General features: G+C 68.0%; 19 protein-coding genes. 6 read left to right on the top strand and 13 right to left on the bottom strand.

The window, feature by feature from the left end; translation table 11 throughout:
• Positions 1-42 precede the first annotated feature (42 nt).
• Both ACYVAN_RS23435 and ACYVAN_RS23430 read left to right on the top strand, forming a co-directional pair.
• Positions 43-1,152, top strand: a complete 1,110-nt coding sequence (locus ACYVAN_RS23435) for a polyprenyl synthetase family protein (protein WP_460963175.1) — start codon at positions 43-45, stop codon at positions 1,150-1,152.
• A 118-nt stretch (positions 1,153-1,270) separates the two neighbouring features.
• Positions 1,271-1,762, top strand: a complete 492-nt coding sequence (locus ACYVAN_RS23430) for a hotdog fold domain-containing protein (RefSeq protein WP_460963173.1) — start codon at positions 1,271-1,273, stop codon at positions 1,760-1,762.
• Here the strand turns inward: ACYVAN_RS23430 and ACYVAN_RS23425 are convergent.
• The 7 genes from ACYVAN_RS23425 to ACYVAN_RS23395 all read right to left on the bottom strand — a co-directional run bounded on the left by ACYVAN_RS23425 (position 1,707) and on the right by ACYVAN_RS23395 (position 9,519).
• Positions 1,707-3,179 (bottom strand): GNAT family N-acetyltransferase, encoded by a 1,473-nt coding sequence (locus ACYVAN_RS23425; RefSeq protein WP_460963171.1) that lies wholly within the window; start codon positions 3,177-3,179, stop codon positions 1,707-1,709. The genes ACYVAN_RS23430 and ACYVAN_RS23425 overlap by 56 nt on opposite strands.
• 177 nt (positions 3,180-3,356) lie before the next feature.
• Positions 3,357-4,001 carry a class II aldolase/adducin family protein gene (locus ACYVAN_RS23420; protein ID WP_460963169.1) on the bottom strand — a complete coding sequence of 215 codons (645 nt, stop codon included), beginning with the start codon at positions 3,999-4,001 and terminating at the stop codon, positions 3,357-3,359.
• Between the two features lie 9 nt (positions 4,002-4,010).
• Complete coding sequence (locus tag ACYVAN_RS23415; protein ID WP_460963167.1) at positions 4,011-4,502, bottom strand: ribose-5-phosphate isomerase; 492 nt, start codon at positions 4,500-4,502, stop codon at positions 4,011-4,013.
• Positions 4,503-4,507: 5 nt separating this feature from the next.
• Entirely contained in the window at positions 4,508-6,247 is a 1,740-nt protein-coding gene (locus ACYVAN_RS23410; RefSeq protein WP_460963165.1) for a dihydroxyacetone kinase family protein, read from the bottom strand.
• On the bottom strand, positions 6,244-7,722 hold the full coding sequence (locus ACYVAN_RS23405; RefSeq protein ID WP_460963163.1) for an FGGY family carbohydrate kinase: 1,479 nt from the start codon (positions 7,720-7,722) through the stop codon (positions 6,244-6,246). Before ACYVAN_RS23405 ends, ACYVAN_RS23410 begins: the two co-directional genes overlap by 4 nt.
• Positions 7,719-8,777 carry a 2-hydroxyacid dehydrogenase gene (locus tag ACYVAN_RS23400; protein ID WP_460963161.1) on the bottom strand — a complete coding sequence of 353 codons (1,059 nt, stop codon included), beginning with the start codon at positions 8,775-8,777 and terminating at the stop codon, positions 7,719-7,721. The genes ACYVAN_RS23405 and ACYVAN_RS23400 overlap by 4 nt, the downstream gene beginning before the upstream one ends.
• A gap of 43 nt (positions 8,778-8,820) precedes the next feature.
• Entirely contained in the window at positions 8,821-9,519 is a 699-nt protein-coding gene (locus ACYVAN_RS23395) for an HAD family hydrolase (protein WP_460963159.1), read from the bottom strand.
• A gap of 136 nt (positions 9,520-9,655) precedes the next feature.
• On the opposite strand from ACYVAN_RS23395, the gene ACYVAN_RS23390 reads away from it, so the two are divergent.
• Together ACYVAN_RS23390 and ACYVAN_RS23385 are read left to right on the top strand one after the other, a co-directional pair.
• On the top strand, positions 9,656-10,471 hold the full coding sequence (locus ACYVAN_RS23390; protein WP_460963157.1) for a DeoR/GlpR family DNA-binding transcription regulator: 816 nt from the start codon (positions 9,656-9,658) through the stop codon (positions 10,469-10,471).
• Between the two features lie 164 nt (positions 10,472-10,635).
• The gene (locus tag ACYVAN_RS23385) at positions 10,636-11,931 is read left to right on the top strand and encodes an MFS transporter (protein WP_460963155.1); all 1,296 of its coding nucleotides are present in this window, start codon (positions 10,636-10,638) and stop codon (positions 11,929-11,931) included.
• Between the two features lie 141 nt (positions 11,932-12,072).
• On the opposite strand, the gene ACYVAN_RS23380 is transcribed toward ACYVAN_RS23385, so the two are convergent.
• The gene (locus ACYVAN_RS23380; protein WP_460963153.1) at positions 12,073-14,160 is read right to left on the bottom strand and encodes a glycoside hydrolase family 43 protein; all 2,088 of its coding nucleotides are present in this window, start codon (positions 14,158-14,160) and stop codon (positions 12,073-12,075) included.
• 353 nt (positions 14,161-14,513) lie between these two features.
• On the opposite strand from ACYVAN_RS23380, the gene ACYVAN_RS23375 reads away from it, so the two are divergent.
• Entirely contained in the window at positions 14,514-16,649 is a 2,136-nt protein-coding gene (locus ACYVAN_RS23375; RefSeq protein ID WP_460963151.1) for a S9 family peptidase, read from the top strand.
• 20 nt (positions 16,650-16,669) lie between these two features.
• Here ACYVAN_RS23375 and ACYVAN_RS23370 read toward each other — a convergent pair whose 3' ends face one another.
• The 5 genes from ACYVAN_RS23370 to cmk form a co-directional block, all read right to left on the bottom strand.
• A complete protein-coding gene (locus ACYVAN_RS23370) occupies positions 16,670-17,794 on the bottom strand; it encodes a sensor histidine kinase (RefSeq protein WP_460963149.1) in 1,125 nt (374 codons plus the stop codon).
• Positions 17,788-18,456, bottom strand: coding sequence for a response regulator (locus ACYVAN_RS23365; protein ID WP_460963147.1), 669 nt, complete (start codon positions 18,454-18,456; stop codon positions 17,788-17,790). Before ACYVAN_RS23365 ends, ACYVAN_RS23370 begins: the two co-directional genes overlap by 7 nt.
• Before the next feature lie 330 nt (positions 18,457-18,786).
• Positions 18,787-20,253, bottom strand: a complete 1,467-nt coding sequence (gene der, locus ACYVAN_RS23360) for a ribosome biogenesis GTPase Der (RefSeq protein ID WP_460963145.1) — start codon at positions 20,251-20,253, stop codon at positions 18,787-18,789.
• A gap of 2 nt (positions 20,254-20,255) precedes the next feature.
• Complete coding sequence (locus ACYVAN_RS23355) at positions 20,256-20,978, bottom strand: lysophospholipid acyltransferase family protein (protein WP_460963143.1); 723 nt, start codon at positions 20,976-20,978, stop codon at positions 20,256-20,258.
• Positions 20,975-21,697 carry a (d)CMP kinase gene (cmk, locus tag ACYVAN_RS23350; RefSeq protein ID WP_460963141.1) on the bottom strand — a complete coding sequence of 241 codons (723 nt, stop codon included), beginning with the start codon at positions 21,695-21,697 and terminating at the stop codon, positions 20,975-20,977. The genes ACYVAN_RS23355 and cmk overlap by 4 nt, the downstream gene beginning before the upstream one ends.
• 144 nt (positions 21,698-21,841) lie before the next feature.
• Here cmk and ACYVAN_RS23345 point away from each other — a divergent pair, with 144 nt between their 5' ends.
• On the top strand, positions 21,842-22,324 hold the full coding sequence (locus tag ACYVAN_RS23345; RefSeq protein ID WP_460963139.1) for a cation:proton antiporter regulatory subunit: 483 nt from the start codon (positions 21,842-21,844) through the stop codon (positions 22,322-22,324).
• Positions 22,325-22,368: the final 44 nt, after the last annotated feature.

Below are 22,368 nucleotides of genomic sequence, written 5' to 3'. Positions count from 1 at the left end.
GGCAACGGCCACCGCGCAACGACCCGTCAACCAGGAGCGATCATGGCAACCACGTATCCCGCCACCATCCACCCGCTCGATGTGGAAGAACTGCGGAGGCGGGTCCAGGAAGCTCTCTCGCAGTTCGTCGACCGCCAGCGACTGCGTTTCGACCACATGGGCCTTGACCAGGACAGTCATGACCGGTGGACGGGCGCGGTGAGCACCGTGCGGGAGTTCCTCGACGGCGGCAAGCGACTGCGCGCCGCGTTCTGCTACTGGGGTTGGCGCGGTGCGGGAGGTGGGAGCACCGCGCCCGGAATCGTGGACGCCGCCGCGTGCTGGGAATTGCTGCACGCCTTCGCGCTGATCCATGACGACCTCATCGACGACAGCGACAGTCGGAGGGGTGGGCCTTCGCTGCACCGCAGGCACGCTGACGAGCATCGGCGCAGCGGCCAGCGCGGTCGTTCGGACCGGTTCGGTTCCTCGGTCGCCCTGCTCTTGGGCGACCTGTGCCTGAGCTGGTTCCACGAAATGCTCACCGAGGCCGACCTGCCCGCCGAACGCAAGCTGCGGGCCCACGAGCTGGTCGGCCAGATCCTCAACGAGCTGGTCGTCGGCCAGTACCTCGATCTCGCCGAGGAAGCCAGCGGTGCGCAGTCGCTGGACCGCGCGAGCACGGTGATGCGCTTCAAGACCGCCAAGTACACCGTCGAACGACCGCTGCACATGGGTGCCGTGCTGGCGGGAGCCGGGCACGAGTTGCTCGATGACTACAGCGCCTACGCGATGCCGCTCGGGGAAGCCTTCCAACTGCGCGACGACGTGCTCGGCGCGTTCGGGGATCCGGCCGTGACCGGCAAGCCGGTCGCCGACGATCTGCGCGCCCGGAAGTCGACCGCCCTGGTGGCCATGAGCCGCGTGCGAGCCACAGCCGCGCAGGCCACCGAGATCGACCGGTGGTTCGCGGGCGGTGATGATCTCGACGACGACGCGGTCGGGCGCGTGCGAACGATCATCGTCGACACGGGCGCGCTGGCCGAGAGCGAACGACTCATCCAGCGGAATGGTGCCGCCGCGAGCGAGGCGCTGGAGGCGATGTCCGTGGAGAGCGATGTGCGCGCGGTGCTCGGCGACCTCGTCTCGGCCGCGACCACCCGGGTCCGGTGACGAGTGCCGGGTAGCGACGACGAATCGGGCGGCATCGGGCGACCCGTGCGGTGCGGGTTGCATCGGAACCCGCCCTCGACATAGGTTACTGACCAGTAACCCATGTCGAGAGGCGATCATGTCCAGCACGCTGAACCTGTGGCGCAAAGTGAGCCGGTACCCGCTCGGAACCTGGCTGTTCTCCCGAGCGGTCTGCTTCAAGGCTCCCTACTTCGGCACCATCCGTCCGCACATCACCGAGCTGCGCCCGGGGTGCTGCGAAGTTCGGGCCACCAAGCGCCGGCGCGTGCACAACCACATCGGCACCTTCCACGCGATCGCCGCCTGCAACATGGCCGAGGTCGCCGCCGGACTGCTGACCGACGCGAGCCTGCCCGGCACGCACCGCTGGATCCCGGTCGGGATGACCGTCGACTACACCGCGAAAGCCACGACGAACCTGCGGGCGGTAGCCGAGCTCACCCCGTTGCCCGACCTCGAAGAACAACCGCAGGACTGGGTCGTTCCGGTGCGTGTCCTGGACACGTCGGACACGGTCGTGGTCTCCGCCCGGATCACCATGCGCGTGTCCGCTCGGACCACCACCGGAACGCGGGCGAAGCCCGGATGACGCTGGTACGGGTCGGACTCCGGGTCCAGCACCACTCACCCGGCTCGGGCACCCCCGCGACCTTGAACCCGGCCGCGCGCAGCGTCCCCGCGATGGCGAGGTCATCGACCTGGGTGTTCGCCTCGAGCGAGGCCAGCCCCAGCGAATCGGCCACCGCCACCACCTCACGAGCGAGCAGGGTTCCGATACCGCGCCCCTGCCAATCGTCGTGTACCAGCAGCGCGATCTCTCCGGAATCGCCCTCGTAGGCCAGGGTCCCCAGCGCCACCACCTCACCTCCGGAAATCTCCACGACCAGCGATCTCCCGAGGGAAGGCGTCAGCAACCGGAGCAGACGCGATTCCGCCGGGCCGGAACCGCGGTAGCGCCGGTACAGGGCGGCCTTGGAGCAGCGCTCGTGAAACGCCGCGACCGGCGACAGGTCGTCCCGGTCCGCCGTGCGCACGGTCAGTTCGGTGCCCTGCCTCGTGGTGACGGTCCTGCCGTCCCGGAGTGGTCGCGGGTCACACCCGGCCGCCAACTCGGCCATCGCACGGGCACGGGCGAACTCGGACGGAGTGAACGAGCCAGTGGTCCGTTCCAGCAGCAGCACTCCCCCGCCCGGTGCCCGCAAGCACATCGTGCGGTCGGCGAGGTCGTCGATCACCATCGGCGATTCCGACTCCTCCATCCACCGGACGTCGACCTCGCCGAGCAGTGCCCGCAACGTCCGCAACGTCTCGCAGCGACCGGCCACCAGTTCCCTGGCGAGGTTGATCGTCCGGGTAGGCAGGTCGTCGAGTTCGCGCACATCAGCCTTGCGGACGGTGATCTGCCTGCCGCCGGCCCGCTCCACGGCCCTGCCGAGCTCGTCTGCGGTCACCTTGCTCGGAACGTGCAACAGGACCTCGTCGACGGCACCGCCCGGCACCGGCTGCACCTGAACCGTGCGGATGTTGCCGCCCAGGGCGGCCAGTCCCGAAGCGATCCGAGCCAGACGCCCAGGCGAATCGATCACCGATGCGCGCAAGCGCCACAACGCGCGACCGCGCGAAGCGCCCGCGGCCACCTCGCCCGGTGCGAATTCGGCAGCGGCGACGTCGGGTCCGGCGCCGTCAGGTCCGGCGACATCGGATCCGGCGAGGTCGGGTGCGGCCGCAACGCCGGACGGCGGAAGATCATCGGGATCCGGCGTGCCTGCGAGGTCCGGCCTTCGGGACCGCCATCGACGTGCCGCGATCCCTCCGAGCAGAGCCGCGCCGACGGTCGTCAGCACATGGAGGGCCGGGGAGCCGTCCCGCATGCCCGCGAATACCAACAGAGCGATTCCCGCGACGCACAGCAGCGCGCCGAACTCGATCAACCGGGGCGCATACCGGGTGGAGCCCCCGGCTGGACGAGCACCGGTCCCGGTCGGACGAACTTCGCTGGAAGCCATACCCACATGCTGCCGGGCGAATGTTGCCGCGGAGCCCGCCACGATGACACCCGGGTGAGAACCGTGTTCCCACCTCGTTGCCATCGTGTTTCACTCGGGCGTCCGTGGATTCACCCCGGCGTCCGGACGTTCCACGCGATGCGGGACATCACCCGCCCCCCCGCGGACGGTGGCGCTTCAGGACTGGCCGTAGGAGCGCAACTTCTCCACGCACAACGCGATCTCGGAATCCGGCAGCAGACTAGGTGTACCGGCACGCTGGGCGGTCAACCACAACTCGCACAGCCACTCCAGCTGACGAGCCCGGTTGTACGCCTTCGAAAGGTTCTCGCCCACCGTGACGGTGCCGTGGTTGCGCAGGATGCAGCCGGTCCGGCCGGCCATCGCCGCCGACATGTTCTCGCCGAGCTGGTCCGTACCGTACGTCGCGTAGTCCGCGACCCGAACGCCACCACCGAAGTCCGCCAGTTGGTAGTGCACGGCCGGAACCTCGTCCCGCAGCAGCGACAACGCCGTGGCGTTCAGCGAATGGGTGTGCACCACCGCGCCCGCATCGTGGTGCACGTACGCCCGCAGGTGCATCGGCAGTTCCGAGGTCGGTTTGAGCGCGCCGTCGACCACCCGGCCGTCGAGATCCACCAGGGGGACGTCGGAGACCGTCAGGGCGTCGTAATCCACCCCAGAGGGGGTCACCGCGATCAGGCTGCCCACTCGAACCGAAACATTGCCGGACGTGCCCACCACCAACCGGTCTCCGGTCATCCGGTTGGCGATCTCGACAACCTCTTGTCGCTGAGCGGCACAACGGACTCCGTCGCTCACCTGTCCCCCTCAGCACGCCACGCCCGGAACGTTCGACGCGCCCTCGTAACCCTCAATCGCAGCGATCTTCTGCGCCGAGCCCGACGTCGTATCGAATCGGTGGTCGAGCCATTCCGAAGCCAACAACCGGGCCAGTTCCAATCCGATCACACGCTGGCCGACGCACAATACCTGCGCGTTGTTGCTCAACACCGACCGCTGCACCGAATAGCTGTCGTGCGCGGTGACCGCTCGGACCCCCGAGACCTTGTTGGCGCTGATCGCCACCCCCAGCCCCGTCCCGCACACCAGCAGCGCACGGTCGGCTTCACCCGCGGCGACCAACCGCGCGGCCGCCACCGCCACGTGCGGGTAGTCGGTGTGCTCGTCGGACCCGACTCCCACATCGGTCACCGACGCCACCCGGGCATCGGCTTCGAGATCCGCCCGCAACGCGTTCTTGTACTGCAGTCCGGCATCGTCACAGCCCACGACGATCCGCCACGGTGCTTGCTCGCTCATGGTCCTCACTTCGCTTCGACGCTCGTGTTCTCGGTCAGCACGCCGGCGATCCGGTTCATCACCAGGGCGAGCGACGTCGCGCCCGGATCCGGAGTCCCGACGCTGCGCTCGGCCAGCGGCCGGGCACGTCCGGTACGGGGACGGAGCTCGGTGGTGGCCTCGGCGGCGCGCTCGCACTCCGCGGCCGCCGCGACCCAGGCCCGCGCACCGGTCGCGCCTTCGTCGACCGCACCGCGCAACGCGCGCGCGAACGGGACGAGCGCGTCCACCAACGTCTTGTCGCCCAACTCGGCCCGACCGAGGCGCCGGACGGCGCCCAACGCGCTTTCGGCCCCTCTGACCAGGTCTGCCGCCGCCGCCGCACGATCGGCGGGCAGCTCATCCCCGAACGACCGCAGCGCCGCGCCCCACAACGCACCCGAAGTACCGCCGGCCTTCGCCGCCCAGGCATCACCGGCGGCGATCAGTACGGCCGCCGGACCCAGCCCCTTGCCCGCGGCATCTTCCGCAGCCGTGGCGGCGGCCGAGCTGCCACGCGTCATCCCACGTCCGTGATCACCGTCTCCGGCGACCGCGTCAAGCCTGCCGAGTTTCTCCTCCGCATCGCCCAAGCACTCCGCCACCTCGCCCAACGCACGGGCGACCACGGCCGAGGTCCGCCGGCCTGCCTCGGGGGCGACCGGGACGACGTCGGCGGCGGCGGCTTCGGCGATCTCCTCCGCCAATTCCGTGCCGGACTCGTCGAGGACCACGTTTCCCTTGCGGTAAGCCGGCGTGTCGACCGGGGCCTGCCACAGGCGTTCCAGTTCCGGGTCCAACCAAGCCAGCGTCAGCGAACACCCGGACATGTCCAGGCTGGTCACCAGCTCCCCGACCTCGGGCTCCACTACCTCGATGCCCGCTTCGGCCAGCCTCCGCGCGACCGTGCGCCACACGACGAAAAGTTCCTCGTACTTGGTCGACCCGAGTCCATTGAGGATCGCCGTGACTCGGGGAGCAGCTCCGTCCGGCGTCTCGGCCAGCACACCGTCGACAAGGAGCTCGGCGAGTTCCGAGGCAGTCGGCATCTCCCGCTCGGACACCCCCGGTTCGCCGTGAATGCCCAGTCCGACGCCCATCCGACCCACCGGCACGTGGAACAGCGGCTCCTTCTGCCCCGGTAGCGTGCAGCCGTCGAAGGCCACACCGAGGCTTCGGGTACGGGCGTTGGCGTGCTCGGCGACCCGGACCACTTCGTCGAACGAGTAGCCCTCTTCGGCCGCTGCGGCAGCCACCTTGAAGACGACGAAATCGCCGACGACGCCGCGGCGCGCAGTACTTTCCTCCGCCGGGGCGCTGGCGACGTCGTCGGTCACCACGACGTTGTGCGCCGCGGTCCCCTCCCGTCTCAACCGCTCCACGGCGAGCCCGAAGTTCATGTTGTCCCCGGCGTAGTTGCCGAAGGAGAACACCACCCCGGCGCCCGCATCGGCCGCCTTGGCCACCGAGTAGGCGTCCTCGGCCGAGGGGGAGGTGAAGATGTTGCCCACGACCGCACCATCCGCGAACCCAGGACCCACCACTCCGCAAAAGGCGGGGTAGTGCCCGGATCCGCCACCGGTCACCACCGCGACTTTTCCCTCGCGCGCGCGGTTCGCCCGCACCACCCCACCCGGAACGGACCGCACCCGGCCGGGGTGGGCAGCCACGAATCCGGCGACCATGTCCTCGGTGAACGAGGCGGGATCGTCGTACAAACGGGTCATCGCTTCGCTCCTCGGGTAGCTGCTCGCTGCCAGCTCGGTCGTGCCTGTTCGATCGTCGCCAGGTACTCCGCGTACCCGTGCTCGTAGAATTCGACGGCACTGGGATTTGGTTCGACGGTGTGCCTGGCCTGTTCCCACTGCTGCCGGTCGATCGGTTCACCCAACGAGTCCCAAGCGGTCATCGCCGCGCCTCGCGCGCCCACACCCACTTCGTGCGGCACGTGCAGCGGGCGTCCCAGGACGTCCGCGAAGATCTGGCTCCACGCCGCCGAACGCGCCCCACCGCCGCAGGCCGAAACGTCACCTTCGAGCCCCGCCGACTCGAGGTTGTGCCTTGCCGCGTAGGCAACGGCCTCGCACAGCGCGCGCACGAGATCCGGAGGAGTCGTGTCCAGTGACAATCCGGTGAACTGCCCTCGCGCCCTCGACTCGACGAAGGGAGCGCGCTCACCGGAGTTCGACAGGAAGGAGAGAGCCGAGACACCACCCGCGCCGGGAGAGCTGCTCTCCAGCAACGTCTCCAGTTCTTCGACCTTGGCGCCGACCATGCTCAGAACCCAGTCGAGACTCGCCGTGCCGACCATCGCAGGCATCACCCGCATGTACCGGTCGGGCCGCGGCGTGGCCAGCCACATCCCGGCGGCTTCGGCACCCGGCACGATGGTGACGTCGTCGGTGAGCACCTGGCAGCCCAGCGTCGTACCGATCACCAGCGCGCCGTCGCCGACATCGCTGATACCGGAGCCGAACGCGCACGCGGGCAAGTCGAACGGGCCGGCCGATATCGGCAACCCGGAAGGCAAGCCGAGAATCTCCGCGCCGGGACCGCTGAGGGCGAACAACTTTCCGGGCGGTGCGGGTTCGGCGAGCAACCGGCGTTGATCGTCGAGACCGCACGCCGCCAGTGCCTCCTGCGAGTACGTCCGGCTGGGCACGTCGAGGAAGGGCAGGGACGCGTCAGAGGCATCCACCGTGATTTCGCCGGTAAGCCGTTGGACTATCGCGTCCACGCAGTACCCGGCGACCGCTGCCCGATCCAGCCGTCGCGGATCGTGCTCGGCGAGATGGGCCAGCAGCGGTCCCGCGGACCCGGGGAACATCCCCGAACCGGTCAAGCCGTGGACCTTGTTGAGCACACTGTTCTCGTCGCCGCCCCAGCGCTCCATCACCTCGGAGGCCCGCGCGTCCAGCCACGAGAGCGCGGGACCGACCTGCTCGCCCGCGGCGTCGCGCAGCCACAGTCCGTCCCCCTGGCCGGTGATGGCCAATGCTTCGACCGGTTCCGGTGCTTCCGCACCGACCGAACGCACGACTCGCACCACCGAGTCGACGACGTCGTCGAGGTCCTGCTCGACCCGACCACCGGGCAGCCGCTCCAGCGAGCTGCGCACACTGTGGGTGACCGCCGCCGTGCCGTCCCGCCGCAGCAACGAAGCCTTGGTCACCGATGTTCCGACATCGACCCCGAGAATCATGGGCGCAGACCTTCGATTCGTTCGAGGACGTCCGGATTGGCCACGAATCGTGGGCGCTGCCCGTCGAGGAATCTGGCAACCTCGCCCGCCACGATGTCGGCCGCGCGGTGGGCGGTCTGCCTGGTGGCACCGGCCAAGTGTGGTGTGGTGATCACGTTCGGCGCGTCGAACAACGGCCAGTCGCGCGGCGGCGGTTCGATGTCGTAGACGTCGACGGCCAGCGCCCCGAGCCTGCCCGACTTCAACAGTTCGGGCAGCGGCTCGTAGTCGAGCAGGCCACCACGGGCCGAGTTCACCAGCACGGCCCCCTCGGGCAGCAGCGCCAGGTTGTCGGCATTGAGCAGATTTTCGGTCCCGGCCGTCAACCGCGCGTGCAAGCTCACCACCGAACTGCGCCGCAGCAACGTTTCGAGCTCGACCAGTTCGACGCCGTCGGCCGTCAGCTGCGCCTTGTCCGCGAACGGATCGGACACGACGACGCGGGCACCGAAGGCGGCCAGCACCCTGGCCACGATACGGCCGATCGCACCGTAGCCGACCAAGCCGACCGTCGAGCCCTGCAGTTCGATCCCGGCGTTGTCGTAGGCGTAGTAGTCTCCGCGCCAATTTCCGGATTTGAGTTCGGCGTCCGATGCAGGAATGCGGCGCAGCGCGGCGAGGATCATCCCGACGGCGAACTCGGCGGCAGCCGCCGCGTTGCGACCGGGGGCGTAGCTCACGAGAACTCCGGCTTCGGTCGCCGCCGCCAGATCCACGTTGACCGGACCGCCCCTGCAGACTCCGACGAACCGCAGGTCCGGGCTGTTGGCGAGGACCTTCTCGGTGAACGGGGCCATCTGGGTGGTCGCGATCCGAACACCCGGCAGAGATTCGAGCAGTTGCTCCTCGGTGCCGCTGGCTTCCCGTACATTGCCGATCGGGCCGAAGGGTTCCACCGGCCACGGCAAGCGCAGCGTTTCGAAGCGCAGCTCGTGCCGCCCCGCGTGTTCGCGCAGGGAGTCGACGAACACGTCCGGTGCCACGAAGTGGTCACCGGCCGCGAGAACGCTGGTCATGAGGACTCCTTTGTCGACGACGATCGCCCAGCGGGCGTGGGTTTCAGCTTCCGACGGGTGTTCCCAGAGACCCGGTCAGACGTAGCCGCACCTCGTCCAGGTCGGCGGCAACGAAACTCGCTTTGGCCAGGGCGTCTTCGGCGGGCGGGTATGCGGGGCTCGGGATGGCCACCACGGTCATACCCGCGGCTGCCGCCGCACGAAGACCGTTGCTGGAATCCTCCACGGCCAGGCAAGCCGTCGCCGCCGTGTCGAGCCTGTCCGCCGCGCTCAGATACACGTCCGGGCTGGGCTTGCCCCTCGGCACCTCGGCGCTGGAGACGGTCGCGCTGAACAGCCGGGTCAAGGCGTGCCGGTCCAGTACGGAGTCGATGAGCCTGCGAGGCGCGGAGGAGGCGAGCGCGATGGGTGCCTGTCCGGCGGCCTCGCTCACCATGCGCCGCGCGCCCGGAAGCAGCGTGATCTCTCCCGAGTCGAGCGCGGCGATCATGTCGTCGACCACGATGCGTTCGGTCTCGGCAACGGTTTCGGCCGCGGAGCTGAACTCGGCGAGGAACGCCGCCCATTCCGGAGCGCTCATGCCCTGCACGTGGCGGGTCTGTTCGACGGTCCAGGTCCGGTCTCGTGCTTCCGCGAACCTGCTCCACATCCGTTCCCACAGGTGCTCGCTCTCGACCAGAACACCGTCCATGTCGAACACGACCGCCTGGTGCGCGACCGTCTGCTCCTCGGACTGGGTCATCCCATTTCCTCCTGCCGGTTACCGGTTGAGACAAATTAACAGTCTGAACGTTAACTGTCACTAGTCATTTGGTACTCACCGGTGTTCCGGGGGCACATGCAGCGCCCCGGCAGGCGGAACAGGCAAGATGTCGCGCATGGCGTCCGCACCGAAGAAGCAATCACCCCGCCTACTGCGGCAGCAGAAGATCATCGACCACGTCGTCTCCCAGGGTTTCGCCAGCGCCGCCGAACTGTCGAGCATGACCGGCGTCAGCCTGATGACCGTGCACCGCGACATCGACGACCTGGTCACCCGCGGTTTGCTGCGCAAGTACCACGGCGGAGTGTCGGCCCAGCCCTCGACGGTCTTCGAGAGCAGCTCCGACTTTCGGCTGCACACCCACACCCAGGAGAAGGAAGCACTCGCCGCCGAGGCGCTGCAGCTGATCACCCCTGGCATGTCGGTCATGCTCGACGACTCCACGACGGCGCTGGCACTCGCGCGCCTGCTGGTCGACGTGGGGCCCCTGACCGTGGTCAGCAACTACCGCCAGGTTCAGGAGACCCTGCGCGAGGCGCCCGACATCCGACTGATCTGCCTCGGCGGCGAGTACTCCAGGACGCACGACTCCTACCTCGGGCTGCCCTGCCAGGAGATGATCGGAGGCTTCTCGGTCGACATCGTCTTCCTGTCCACCTCCGCGATGAACGCGAAAATGACCTTCCACCAGGAGCAGGAGATCGTACTGGTCAAGCGGGCAATGCTCGACGCGGCGGCGACCAAGGTGCTCATGATGGACGCGAGCAAGGTGGGGCGTGCCGCACTGCACCGCTTCGCCCCGGTCCACTCGTTCGACCACGTGCTGCTCGCGGGGGAATTCGACGACGAGCTCGTCGAATCAATGAGCGAGCACACCGAGGTCCGCCAGGCCGGCAACGACCCGCACAGCTCTACTGCGCACTCAAATTAACACTACTATTGATATTTTTATCTCCACGAGTGAACATGATGCGTACGTTCACGAGGTCGACGTCCACCAGTGACCCCCGGGACAGGGGTTCACCCGCGCTGCTTGGGAACACAGGTGTGTGCGGACGACCTCCACTCGCACCACCTCAACGTGGAGGTTTCGGCGTGTCCACTGCCACCACTCCAGGTTCTCTGCTCGACAGATGGGGCCTGCCCAAGGCGCTGGTGTACGGCTACATCGGCGTCCTGCTGTTCATGATCGGCGACGGCGTCGAGTCCGGATTCATCTCGCCCTTCATGGCCGACCACGGCGCGGGAAGCGACGTGCGCGCCGGGTACGTGATCACGGTCTACGGCGTCGCCGTGATGGTCGCTTCCTGGTTCTCCGGCGCCCTGTCGGACGTGTGGGGCCCGCGCAGGGTGATGATCATCGGATTCGTGATCTGGGTCGTCTTCGACGTCCTCTACCTGGTCTTCGCGCTCGGCAGCGAAAACTACGTGCTCATGCTCGTGTTCTACGGGATTCGCGGTTTCGGCTACCCGCTGTTCGCCTTCGGGTTCCTGGTCTGGATCACCGCGACAGCGCCGAGCGCGCGACTCGGAGCCGCCGTAGGCTGGTTCTACTTCGCCTTCACCGGCGGACTTCCCACGCTGGGATCGCTCTGGGCGAGCTTCACCACTCCCATGATCGGCCAGTTCGGGACCCTCTGGTCCGCGCTGCTGCTGATCGGGCTCGGCGGCGCGTTCGTGTTCCTCGGCGTCAAGGAACGCACCGGCCACGGTAGGCTGATCCCCTCCCACATCACCCTCCGCGAGAGCCTGAACAACAGCGTCTCGGTGATGTGGACGCATCCCCGAGTGCTCGTGGGCTGCATCGTGCGCATCATCAACACCGCTCCGCAGTTCGGCATGCTGGTGTTCCTGCCACGCATCTTCTCCGAGGACATCGGCTTCGGCGAGAGCAAGTGGCTTCAACTGCTGGCGATCATCTACGGCACCAACATCGTGTTCAACCTGATCTTCGGCGCGCTCAGCGACAAGATCGGCTGGCGAACCACGATCGCCACCTTCGGCGGCGTGGGCTGTGCGATCAGCGTCGCGCTGTTGTACTTCATCCCGGTAGCGCTCGGAGCCGAATACTACTGGGCCGCCGTCCTGGTCGGCATGCTCTACGGCGCGACGCTCGCGGGTTTCGTACCGATCTCGGCACTGATCCCCTCGATGGCTCCCACGAACAAGGGTGGCGCCATGGCACTGTTGAACCTCGGCGCCGGGGGTGCGACCTTCGTCGGACCAGCCATCGCCAGTCTGTTCTTCCCACTGGTCGGCGCAGCCGGTGTGACGGTGATCTTCGCGGCGCTCTACTTGGTCGCCATCGGGCTCACCACCCTGCTGAAGTTGCCTGAAGACAGCGAGAAGGCCATCCAGGAAGGCAAGAGCCTGCAAGAGGTCAGCGCATAGGCAGGGTTCCCGAAACGGTTCGGGGCGCGGTGCGGACGCGTCGGCGTCCCCACCGCGAGCAACCACCAGTTCGGGACCGAGCTCCGGCCCGAATCGACCGCGATCGCTCGGGTGCCGACCGTCGCAACGGCACCCGAGCGATCACATCTCCGAACACTGGCCCCGCACCGTTCCGCGAATGGTGTTGGAACGCCCGAGATTCGTCGGATCCGGTGCGTTTCCGACGCACAGCAACGAACCCGCGATGTCCGACCCCGCCACGACCGGCGGTCGGCTCCCGCGATTACCGACCAGCGTCACCGATCCCCCGGCCCGAATGCCATCGATGCGGACACCGCCGACCACGGACCGCCCGTCGACCGATCCCGCGATATCGCTGTCCGAAAGCCACAGCGCCTCGCCATCCCGAGCGTGCACGGAACCACCGATCCTGGTGCCGAGCACCACCAGCGAAGCCCCCGGGGCCACTCGGACATCGCCGGAAACCGTGCCGCCGCGCAAGCACAGCACACCTTCCGATACGTCGAGCGACCGCAGGTTCCGTTCGGTGAGCTTCGAGGTGCACGCGGCCACCGGAACGGTCTTGCCCACCGGATGCCACCGGTCGTCGATGTTGCTCACGTCGACGTGCGTCCCGTCGGACCGACGACGCTGGTATCGCAGGTTCAACGCGGAAACCCCCGACTGCTCGCCCACCAGCACCGCGTGATCGTGCTCCACCTCGACCCGCACCGCACCGACAGGCGCCAATTCCGCGGTGACCCGGTTGCTCGGGTTCACGAGGTCCAACGCGGCTCCCGAAGCGCTCCGCACCTCCCAGTTGACCCGGCCTCGCCCGCCGGCGAGGTCGACCAGCTCGCGATCGGCCGCCAGCTCGTACGGAGCGACACCGGCAGGTACCGGCTCGTCGCTCGTCGACTGATCGATCCGCAACGTCGCCGCATCCGCATCGATCCGCATCCGCTCGGTGTACAGGCGCCGGTTCGTCGTCACCGAGGGCCTGCCGTGGTGCACGTAGTACAGTTGTGAACCGTCCGGCGAGGCGGTCACACTGCCGTGCCCGGTCGAGTACATCGAGCGTTGCTCGTCCTGCGCCAGCACCGGATTGTCCGGACTCTTGCGCCACGGTCCCAACGGGCTTTCCGCCACCGCGTACCCGACGCCGTAGAACGGGTCCGCGAAATTGTTCGCCGAATAGGTCAGGAAATACAGCGGTCGGCCGTCCGCGCGGAACGCCTTGACCACGGTCGACCCCTCGGCCCATCGCCGATCCTTCTTCTTCCCGCCCGTCTCCGCGTAATCGTCCACATGTGCGTTCTCCCACGCCTGCTGGTCCGAGCCGTAATCGAGGATCTGGGTGAAACCGTCCTTGCGGACTCCCGGAGGATCTTCCGGATCCCGGTTCGCGTCGCGGTAGCTCGAATGGATCTTCGGCATCGTTCGACCGGTCGGATCGTGCCACCACTCGTCGTCGAGCTCCACCGCCAGGATGTTGGACTCCTCCACGTACTTGCCCAGGTCCCGGTCCCACACCCAGTTCCGGTAGGCGTTGCGCGAGAAGTAGAGGAACATCCGCCCGTCGTCGAAGAAGACGTTCGGGTCGATGGAGGGAATGTAGGTTCCCAGCGGGGCCGTGCGGCCTTCGGCCAGTGTGCCCGGCGGCTTCTTCTGCGTCGCATCCATGATGAGGTTGACGTCGTGGTAGTCCGGATCGTAGGGGAAGTAGTCGATCGGCTGATCGGTGATGTTGCGAAACGGTCCACCCGGGGAATCCGCGACGGCAACACCGATCTTGCTCGCCTCCTCGAAATCCGGGTAGCGGAAGTGCTCGGCGACGCCTTCTCGCATCCGGGCGGAGTAGAAGAGGAAGTACAGCCCGGTTTCGGTGTTGTGGTACACCTCCGGAGCCCAGAACCAGTCGTGTCCCCAGTGATTCCCGTCGCCGCGTTCCATCGCACCGCCAGGCAACCGTTCCCAGGTGGCCAGGTCCGGCGACCGGTAGATCGCGAACACGTGTTCAGGATCGGCACCCTCGGTGGAATAGGCGTAGTAGTAACCGCTGCTCTCGTCGTACAGCACGTGCGGGTCGGCCGCCGGATTCGCCGCATCGTTGTAGAAGGTGGCATTCGTTCCGCCGGAACCCGCGGGGCCACTACTCGCTTCTCCCTGCCCTGCCCGAGGCCCGGTTCCCAACGCAGCCGCGACGAGGAACGGGACCACCATCACCATCCCGAACATCCGGGAGACACGCCGGGACCGGTGTCGCACGAACCCCCACCGTTGACATCCCGACACCGCCGAAGACCGCGCATTCGGAAGGATCCGTGCCCTCACCCATGACGAAACACGATTTCGCGCCCCGGTCGCCTGAACGACCCCGGCCGCCCGAACCGCTCCGGACACCCGAACCATTGCGGACACCCGAACCTTTGCGGACACGCGGCCTCCCGGCAATCACCTATTGAACACTCTCGATCACGCTTCGTCGACGATTCTCCCGATGTTGTGGCATCGTCAAGAGCCGACACTCCGGTGCGTCACCTGCCTCTGCTCGACCGCACAGAGCCTGGCAGTCTGAAGACATGTCGTCCGTGCCGTCCTTCCCGCGTCACAGCGCCCGAACACAGGGATTCACCCTCGGCGCCCCCCGGAACATCACCGTCGCTCCGGCAGGTGACGCAGTGATCTTCCTCAGGTCGTTCCACGGCACCGACCGCAATACCGCGCTATGGATGCTCGATACCGGGTCCGGCCAGGAGCGGCTGATCGCGGATCCCGCCGCGCTGCACGACGAGAAAGAGGTTTCCCCCGAAGAGCAAGCCCGGCGGGAACGAGCGCGAGAACGCGCAACCGGCATCACCGGATACGCCACCGACCGGGAAGTCCGACGGGTCGTCTTCGGCCTCTCCGGGAAGCTGTTCCTGGCAGAGCTCGTCCGCGACACCGAGCAGCAGACCGCCATACCGGAGGAGTACCGATCCGGGGCGGCAGTACGCGCGTTGCCCACCCAGCAGCCCGCCGCCGAGCCCCGCCTGTCCCCCGACGGGCACACGGTCACCTACCTGGCCAACGGAGCCCTGCGGGTCATCGCCACCGACGGATCCGACGACCGCGCCCTGGTCGAGCCCGAGCACGACGGGTGGAGCTGGGGTGCCGCCGAGTTCATCGCGGCCGAGGAGATGAACCGCCACCGCGGTTACTGGTGGGCGCCGGACAGCACGCGGATACTCGCCGCCGGAGTGGACGAATCGCCGGTGAACACCTGGCACCTCGCCGATCCCGCCGACCCGACCCGGCCACCGACCACCATGCGCTACCCCGCTGCCGGTACCCACAACGCCGAGGTGCGACTCGCGGTACTCGACCTGCACGGCGAGCGCATCGACGTCGAATGGGACCGCCAGGCCCACCCCTATCTGGTAGCCGCGCACTGGTCGAGGCACGGTCGACCGCTGCTGGCCGTGCAATCCCGTGATCAGCGCACCCAACTCGTGCTCGAAGTCGACCCGGAGACCGGCACGACGCAGGAGATCCACCGCGACACCGATCCACACTGGGTGGAGATCACCTCCGGTTGGCCCGCGTGGTCGCCGAAGGGCGAGCTCGTCCGCATCCGGGCCCAGGACGGTGCCTACCGGCTGCTGGTCGGAGACCACGCGTGGACACCGAGCACCCTGCAGGTCCGCGGCATTCTCGACGTCGCCGACGACGTCCTGATCACGGCCTCCGAGCACGACCCCGCCGAAGTCCACGTCTACCGGGTCGGTGTCGACGGAGTTGAACGCCTTTCCACGCAGCCGGGCGTGCACGCGGCCGCCCGCTCCGGTTCGGTGGTCGTGCTGAGTTCGGCGACACTCGACGAGCCGCGATCCCGGGTGCGCGTGTTCGATGGCGACCGGAACATCGGCGAAGTCACCTCGCACGCCGAAACACCCGATCTGGCGCTCAACGTCGAACTCCTCCGGCTCGGGGAGCGGAAATTGCGCAGCGCGCTGCTGCTGCCCAACGGGTACCAGGAGATCCACGGGCGGCTGCCAGTGCTCGTCGACCCCTACGGCGGGCCGCAGGCCCAGCGAGTACTCGCCCGGCAGCAGGGGTACCTGACCTCACAGTGGTTCGCCGACCAAGGTTTCGCCGTCTTGATCACCGACGGGCGCGGCATGACCGGGCGCGGCCCGGAATGGGATCGAGCCATCGCCGGAGACCTCGCGGGCCCCACCCTCGACGACCAGGTCGATGCGCTGCACGCGGCCGCCGAACAGCATCCCGAACTCGACCTCGACCGGGTCGCCATCCGCGGCTGGTCGTTCGGTGGATACCTCGCCGCGCTCGGCGTGCTGCGCCGCCCCGACGTCTTCCACGCCGCGATCGCGGGCGCGCCCGTTTGCGACTGGCGGCTCTACGACACGCACTACACGGAGCGCTATCTCGGTCTGCCCGACGAAAGCCCGGAGAACTACCGCACCAGCTCGCTCCTCGACGATGCGTCCGAGCTTCGCCGCCCGCTGCTGTTCGTGCACGGGACCGTGGACGACAACGTTGTGCTCGCCCACACGCTCCGGTTGTCGGCGGCCCTCACCGCCGCGGCACGACCGCACACGGTTCTTCCCCTGCCCGGAGTCAGCCACATGCCCACCGACGAACTCACCACCGAGAACCTGTTGCTGCTCCAGGTCGACTTCCTCCGCGACTCGCTGCCCCGAACCGACATCGCCTGATCCGCTTCCGGGGAGAGTCGTCAGGAGACGTCCGCAGCCGGGACCTCACCCTTCGGCAGGACGACCACCAGCTGGAAACCCCCGCCGCCCAACGCGGAGGTTTCCAGCTGCCCGCCCACGGTTCGGACCCGTTCGGACAGTCCCGCCAACCCGGACCCCCCGCTGCCGATGTCCACGACCTTCCCCAGCGGCGCGCCGTTGGTCACCGCGATTCGCACGATCTCGTCGTCGCTGTCGCTGTCGAAGTCCACGACGACTTCGGCTCCGGGAGCGTGCTTCGAGGCGTTGGTCAACGCTTCCTGAACCACCCGGTAGGCGGCCCGCCCCACTCCGGCCGCCAGCCGGCTCCCGTCCGAGGACCCGCAAAACCGCACGTCGAGGCCGGTCTCCCGAGCTCGGGCGACCAGATCCGAAAGCGACCGAGCGCTCGCATCGTCCGGCGAACCGCCCGCACGCACCAGACCGAGCGTGGTCCGCATCTCGGCGAGTGCCTCTTTCGCGAGGCCGCGCAACCGGCCCGCCGACTCCGCGGTTTCCGGTTCCTCGCTGGTCGCGGCGAGTGCCGCGGATTCAATCGCGATCAAGGTGACATGATGGCCCACCGCATCGTGGATCTCCCTGGTGATGCGAGCACGTTCGTCGGCCCGAGCTGTCTCGGCCTTGGCGAAAGCTTCGGCCTCCGACACCTCACGCAGCCTGGCCAGGCTCTCGGTCAGCTGTCGCCGGGTCTGGACCAACGCCCCGAGCGCGGCCGCACTGCCCGCCGCGAACAGCACGAAGCTGATCGTCACCAGGAGACTGCCGAAATCCAACGACTCGCGGATCAGCACCGGCGCCAGCGCCGACGCGCTCGCCACCAGCACCCAGAACATCAGCGACCAGAAGTGCGGCCGGACCCAACCGACCTTGAACAGCGCCACGATCGCCGGCGGCCAGCCCATCCCGCAGGCGAGACCGGGTACGCACAGCACCACCGCGACACGCGGCCAGCGGTGGCGAAGCGGCAATACCGCGCAGGCGAACAGCGCGGTCCAGAACTGGATCTCCGGTGCCTTGGCGAACAGCACGGCAGCGGCGGGCAACCCCACTGCCGCTGTTTCGGCCAGCCAGCGGAGCACCCGCTCTCGGCCGGCCGACGTCAACACCGATCACCGTCACCGGCAACCGAAACACGCTGGGCGATCAACGCGGCCTGGACCCGGTTGTCTGCCCCGAGCTTGCTCAACACGGTCGAGACGTAGCTCTTCACCGTCGCCTCGGTCAGGCCAAGCCGATCGCCGATGTCGGAGTTGGAACGTCCGTCGGCCAACAAGTTGAGTACTTGTTTCTCGCGCCCGGACAGATTCCGGACGAGCTGCACCTCTTGGTTGCTCTCGCCGAAACCTCGAAGCCGCGGCAGCAGACGAACGGCAACCCTCGGGTCCAGCACCGCACCCCCCGCCGCGAGGTCGCGGACCGCTCGCCCCAACACCGCGGGATCCGCGTCCTTCAACAGGAATCCCTGCGCACCCAACCTGAGTGCCTCGGCCACATAGTCATCGAGGTCGAACGTGGTCAACACCGCGTACACGGGTGCATCCGGCAATGCGCGGAGATCCCCGAGCGCGGTCAACCCGTCCTTGCCCGGCATCTGCACGTCGACGAGTACGACGTCCGGCTGGTGCGTCCGCACCGCGGAGATCACCTCGTAGCCGTCCCCCGCCTCGGCCACCACCCGGATGGCGCCACCGTCCTCCAGCAACACCCGCAAGCCGCGCCGGAGCCTCGGCTCGTCATCGGCCAGCACCAGGCGAATCGGCCGTGCCACCCTCCGGTTACCTGCCTCACGCACCACTCGGTCACCTTCCCCCTGCTGACGAGAGCTGCCCGAAGAGTAACGTTGATCATGACGACGCGACGCAAACCCCACCTACACTCGTGGTCCGACGTCCGTGGGTCGGGGAACGCACACCGCGACGGTGGAGGCTCCGGGCACGCCGACGAGAGCAACCAGAGCATGCGCCGAAGGGCCTCGTGGGAGGACAGCGGCCATCCCACGCCGACCAGGTCCGCACTCGCCGGTGCGATCACCGCGGCCCGAGCGGATCACCCACGGGTCGGCGAGCACGGACCGACCGTGGATGACCGTCCTACTCGCTCAACGTCGGGATTTCTTACCAGGGTTGCGCTCGCGAACCCGCACCGAGATCTTGACCGGAGAACCGACGAAGTCGAAAGTCTCCCGGAACTTGCGTTCCAGGAACCTGCGGTAACCAGCCTCGAGGAAGCCGGTCGTGAACAACACCAGCGTCGGCGGACGTGGGTGGGCCTGGGTCGCGAAGAGGATCTTCGGTTGCTTACCGCCACGAACCGGCGGCGGGTGGGCAGCGACCAGTTCCGAGATCCACGCGTTCAGCTGTCCCGTCGACACGCGGGTGTCCCACGACTCCAGCGCGGTGCGCAACGTCGGTGCCAGCTTCCCCACCGCTCGCCCGGTCTGGGCCGAAACGTTGACCCGTTCGGCCCAACGTGCGCGGTTCAGGTCGCGGTCGATCTCCTTGTCCAACCGCTGCCGCCGCTCATCGTCGACCAGGTCCCACTTGTTGTAGGCGATGACGAGCGCACGTCCCGCCTCCACCACCATGCTGATGACCCGGAGGTCCTGCTCGGTGAGCGGTTCCGAAGCATCGACCAGCACGATCGCGACCTCGGCAGCCTCGATCGCGGCCTTGGTCCGCAACGACGCGTAGTACTCGGTTCCGCTCGCGGTCTTCACCCGCTTGCGCAGGCCGGCAGTGTCGACGAACCGCCACACCTCACCGTCGATCTCCACCAACGAGTCGACCGGGTCGACCGTGGTGCCCGCGACGTCGTGCACCACCGAGCGGTCCTCACCCGTCAACCGGTTGAGCAGGCTCGACTTACCCACGTTGGGTTTGCCCACCAAGGCGACCCGACGCGGCCCACCGGTCGTACCGAACTGCTCTCGAGGCGTTTCCGGGAACGATTCGAGAACCAGGTCGAGCAAATCCCCCGAACCACGTCCGTGCAACCCACTGATCGAATGCGGCTCGCCCAACCCGAGCGACCACAATGCCGAGGCCTCAGCATGAGTGCGCTCGTCGTCGACCTTGTTCGCCGCGACCAGCACCGGCCGCTTGGACCGGCGCAGCACCTTCGCCACGGCCTCGTCGGTGGATGTAGCACCGACCTGCGCGTCCACGACCAGAAGGACGGCATCGGCGGTGGACATAGCCATCTCCGCCTGCGACGCCACGGCCGCCTGCAGACCCTTCGCGGACGGCTCCCAGCCACCGGTGTCGACCACCGTGAAGCGTCGTCCGTTCCACAACGCGTCGTAGGACACCCGGTCGCGCGTCACGCCCGGAGTGTCCTGCACAACCGCCTCCCGGCGGCCCAACAGGCGGTTCACCAACGTCGACTTGCCGACGTTGGGACGCCCCACCACAGCCAGAACCGGCTGCGGAGCCGGTGCGGCTTCGTCACCGGAAACGTCGGCCGCGTCGAAAGCAGCCCATTCGGATTCGTCGGACCACGTGCCGTCGAGCCCGCCCGCAAGCGACTCATCGACGCCACCGGGGCCCGAAAGCGACTCATCGGTCACGCTCAGTTCCCTCTCACTTCGTCGTCATCGTGGTCTGCGACCAGCCGGTCCAATTCGGCGATCAGCTCGACCAGTTCGGCGCGCACCTGCTCGGTCGCGGCCGCCAACCCGGCGCGTCCCTTGGCCTCCGGCAGTGTCACCGGTTCACCGAACAACACATCGACCCTGGGCAGCAGCCTACGGCCACGTCCCTCCGGCCGTTTCGCACCCCGGCATACGACCGGCAGAACCCGAGCCCCGGACGAACGGGCCAACCACGCCGCTCCGTTCTGCGCGCTGGCGACCGTCCCGTCGCCCCGTGTCCCCTCCGGGAAGACCCCGACCAAGCCGCCCTCGCGCAACACTCGCACCGAGGTGAGCAGAGGTGCACGGTCGGGCTCGCCCCGCCGAACCGGTATCTGACCGATCCTGCGCAGGAACCAACCCAGCGGCCCGCGGAACAGCTCATCCTTGACCAGGAAGGAAGCCGTGCGGGGCACCATGCCGAGAAGCAGGGGACCTTCGAGAAGAGAACTGTGGTTCGCCACCAACACTACCGCGCCCGAAGCAGGCACTCGTTCGGCGTGATGAATTCGCACGCGGTACGGCATGCGCACCAGCCGTCTGGAGATCCATTGGCCGAACCGATGCCACCGCAGACTGCTCCCCGCGGGAAGCAACCGCTCCCCATCCGCCGACGGTCCATGGCCGCCGGAACGCTCCGGAACGCTGTCCCCGGCCTTCATCGCGCCATCCCGTCCGCACCGGTGAGCAACCCGTTGCTCTCGACCATCTTCGTCAACTGCTCGAGCACACCGGCCACATCCAGTTCGGTGGTATCCAGTTCCACGGCGTCCTCGGCCATGCGCAGTGGGGAGACGGCGCGTCCGGAGTCCAGCGCGTCCCGACGTTGCACATCGGCTCGCGTTCCCTCCAGGTCCGCGCCACGACCCGCCTCGATGTCCTGGGAACTGCGCCGCTGCGCCCGCGCATGCGACGAGGCGGTGAGGTACACCTTCAGCCCCGCATCAGGCGCGACGGCGGTTCCGATATCCCGTCCTTCGACCACGATGCCGCCGCGGCGCGTCGCCTCGTCGATCACCCGACGCTGCTCGCGAACGAGGAGCTCGCGGACCTCGGCCACCGCGGAGACCGCGGAGACCGCACCGGTCACCTCCGGACCCCGGATCTCCTGCTCCACTTCCTCGCCGTCGAGTACCACCGACGGATGGAGCGGATCGGTCCCCATCGAAAGGACAGCCCCGCCCGCGACCCTGGCGACCTCGTCAGCGGCCGTGGGCTCCACCCGTGCACGCAGCACCGCCAACGTGACCGCCCGGTACATCGCCCCGGTGTCCAAGTACGCCGCGCCGAGCGTCGATGCCAGTTTGCGGGCAACCGTGGATTTGCCGGTTCCCGACGGACCGTCGAGAGCCACCACCCCGCGAAGCTCGGCATGTGCCACGTCGAGTGTCCTCCCTGTCTCACCAACCTCCGGCACCGTCAAGTGCCTAACCAACCCCCCATTCTGCCCTTGAGGGCAGCGACGCATCGATGCGCGTCCGCGAGGCGAAAATGAATCGCTCCCGCGGTGTATTACAGTCGCCGCGTGGACGTCTCAGTCACCCCGCTGCCGGGGCTCGGCACGCAGCAGGATTTCCGCACTTCCTCCGGAAACCGCATCGGCGTGATCACCTACCGGGACGGTCGCTTCGAGCTGATCGTCTCCGACCCGCACGATCCGGACAAGGTGGTGGCCTCGGTCGGCCTGACCTCCGAGGAGTCCAGCGCCCTCGCCAATCTGCTGGGTGCACCGCAGCTGGTCACCCAACTCTCCGAGCAGCAACGCGATGTCACCGGCATCACGACCTGGCAGCTGCCGATCCACCACGATTCCCCGTATGCAGGCCGCGCTCTCGGCGACACCGAGATGCGGTCCCGCACCTTCACCTCGATCGTCGCGGTGGTGCGGGACGGAACCGTCCATCCCTCCCCGCGGCCCGACTTCACCTTCTCGAGTGGCGATCTCGTGGTCGTCGTCGGTACCGCCGACGGTCTCCATGCCGCGAGCGAGATCCTCGAACGGGGCTGAGAACCAGCAGACCGACTCCGTCGAACCGGACCGCACCCGGGTGG

The organism is Parasphingorhabdus pacifica (genome assembly GCF_054779195.1).
This window is presented reverse-complemented; position numbering and strand designations above follow the sequence as displayed.

Coding starts and splice junctions, on each gene's coding strand:
- ACYVAN_RS23390 (WP_460963157.1), top strand. CDS start 9,656: ATGGCGTCCGCACCGAAGAAGCAATCACCCCGCCTACTGCGGCAGCAG.
- ACYVAN_RS23395 (WP_460963159.1), bottom strand. CDS start 9,519: ATGACCCAGTCCGAGGAGCAGACGGTCGCGCACCAGGCGGTCGTGTTC.
- ACYVAN_RS23405 (WP_460963163.1), bottom strand. CDS start 7,722: ATGATTCTCGGGGTCGATGTCGGAACATCGGTGACCAAGGCTTCGTTG.
- ACYVAN_RS23430 (WP_460963173.1), top strand. CDS start 1,271: ATGTCCAGCACGCTGAACCTGTGGCGCAAAGTGAGCCGGTACCCGCTC.
- ACYVAN_RS23410 (WP_460963165.1), bottom strand. CDS start 6,247: ATGACCCGTTTGTACGACGATCCCGCCTCGTTCACCGAGGACATGGTC.
- ACYVAN_RS23415 (WP_460963167.1), bottom strand. CDS start 4,502: ATGAGCGAGCAAGCACCGTGGCGGATCGTCGTGGGCTGTGACGATGCC.
- ACYVAN_RS23355 (WP_460963143.1), bottom strand. CDS start 20,978: ATGAAGGCCGGGGACAGCGTTCCGGAGCGTTCCGGCGGCCATGGACCG.
- ACYVAN_RS23375 (WP_460963151.1), top strand. CDS start 14,514: ATGTCGTCCGTGCCGTCCTTCCCGCGTCACAGCGCCCGAACACAGGGA.
- ACYVAN_RS23380 (WP_460963153.1), bottom strand. CDS start 14,160: ATGGTGATGGTGGTCCCGTTCCTCGTCGCGGCTGCGTTGGGAACCGGG.
- ACYVAN_RS23425 (WP_460963171.1), bottom strand. CDS start 3,179: ATGGCTTCCAGCGAAGTTCGTCCGACCGGGACCGGTGCTCGTCCAGCC.
- ACYVAN_RS23400 (WP_460963161.1), bottom strand. CDS start 8,777: ATGACCAGCGTTCTCGCGGCCGGTGACCACTTCGTGGCACCGGACGTG.
- ACYVAN_RS23435 (WP_460963175.1), top strand. CDS start 43: ATGGCAACCACGTATCCCGCCACCATCCACCCGCTCGATGTGGAAGAA.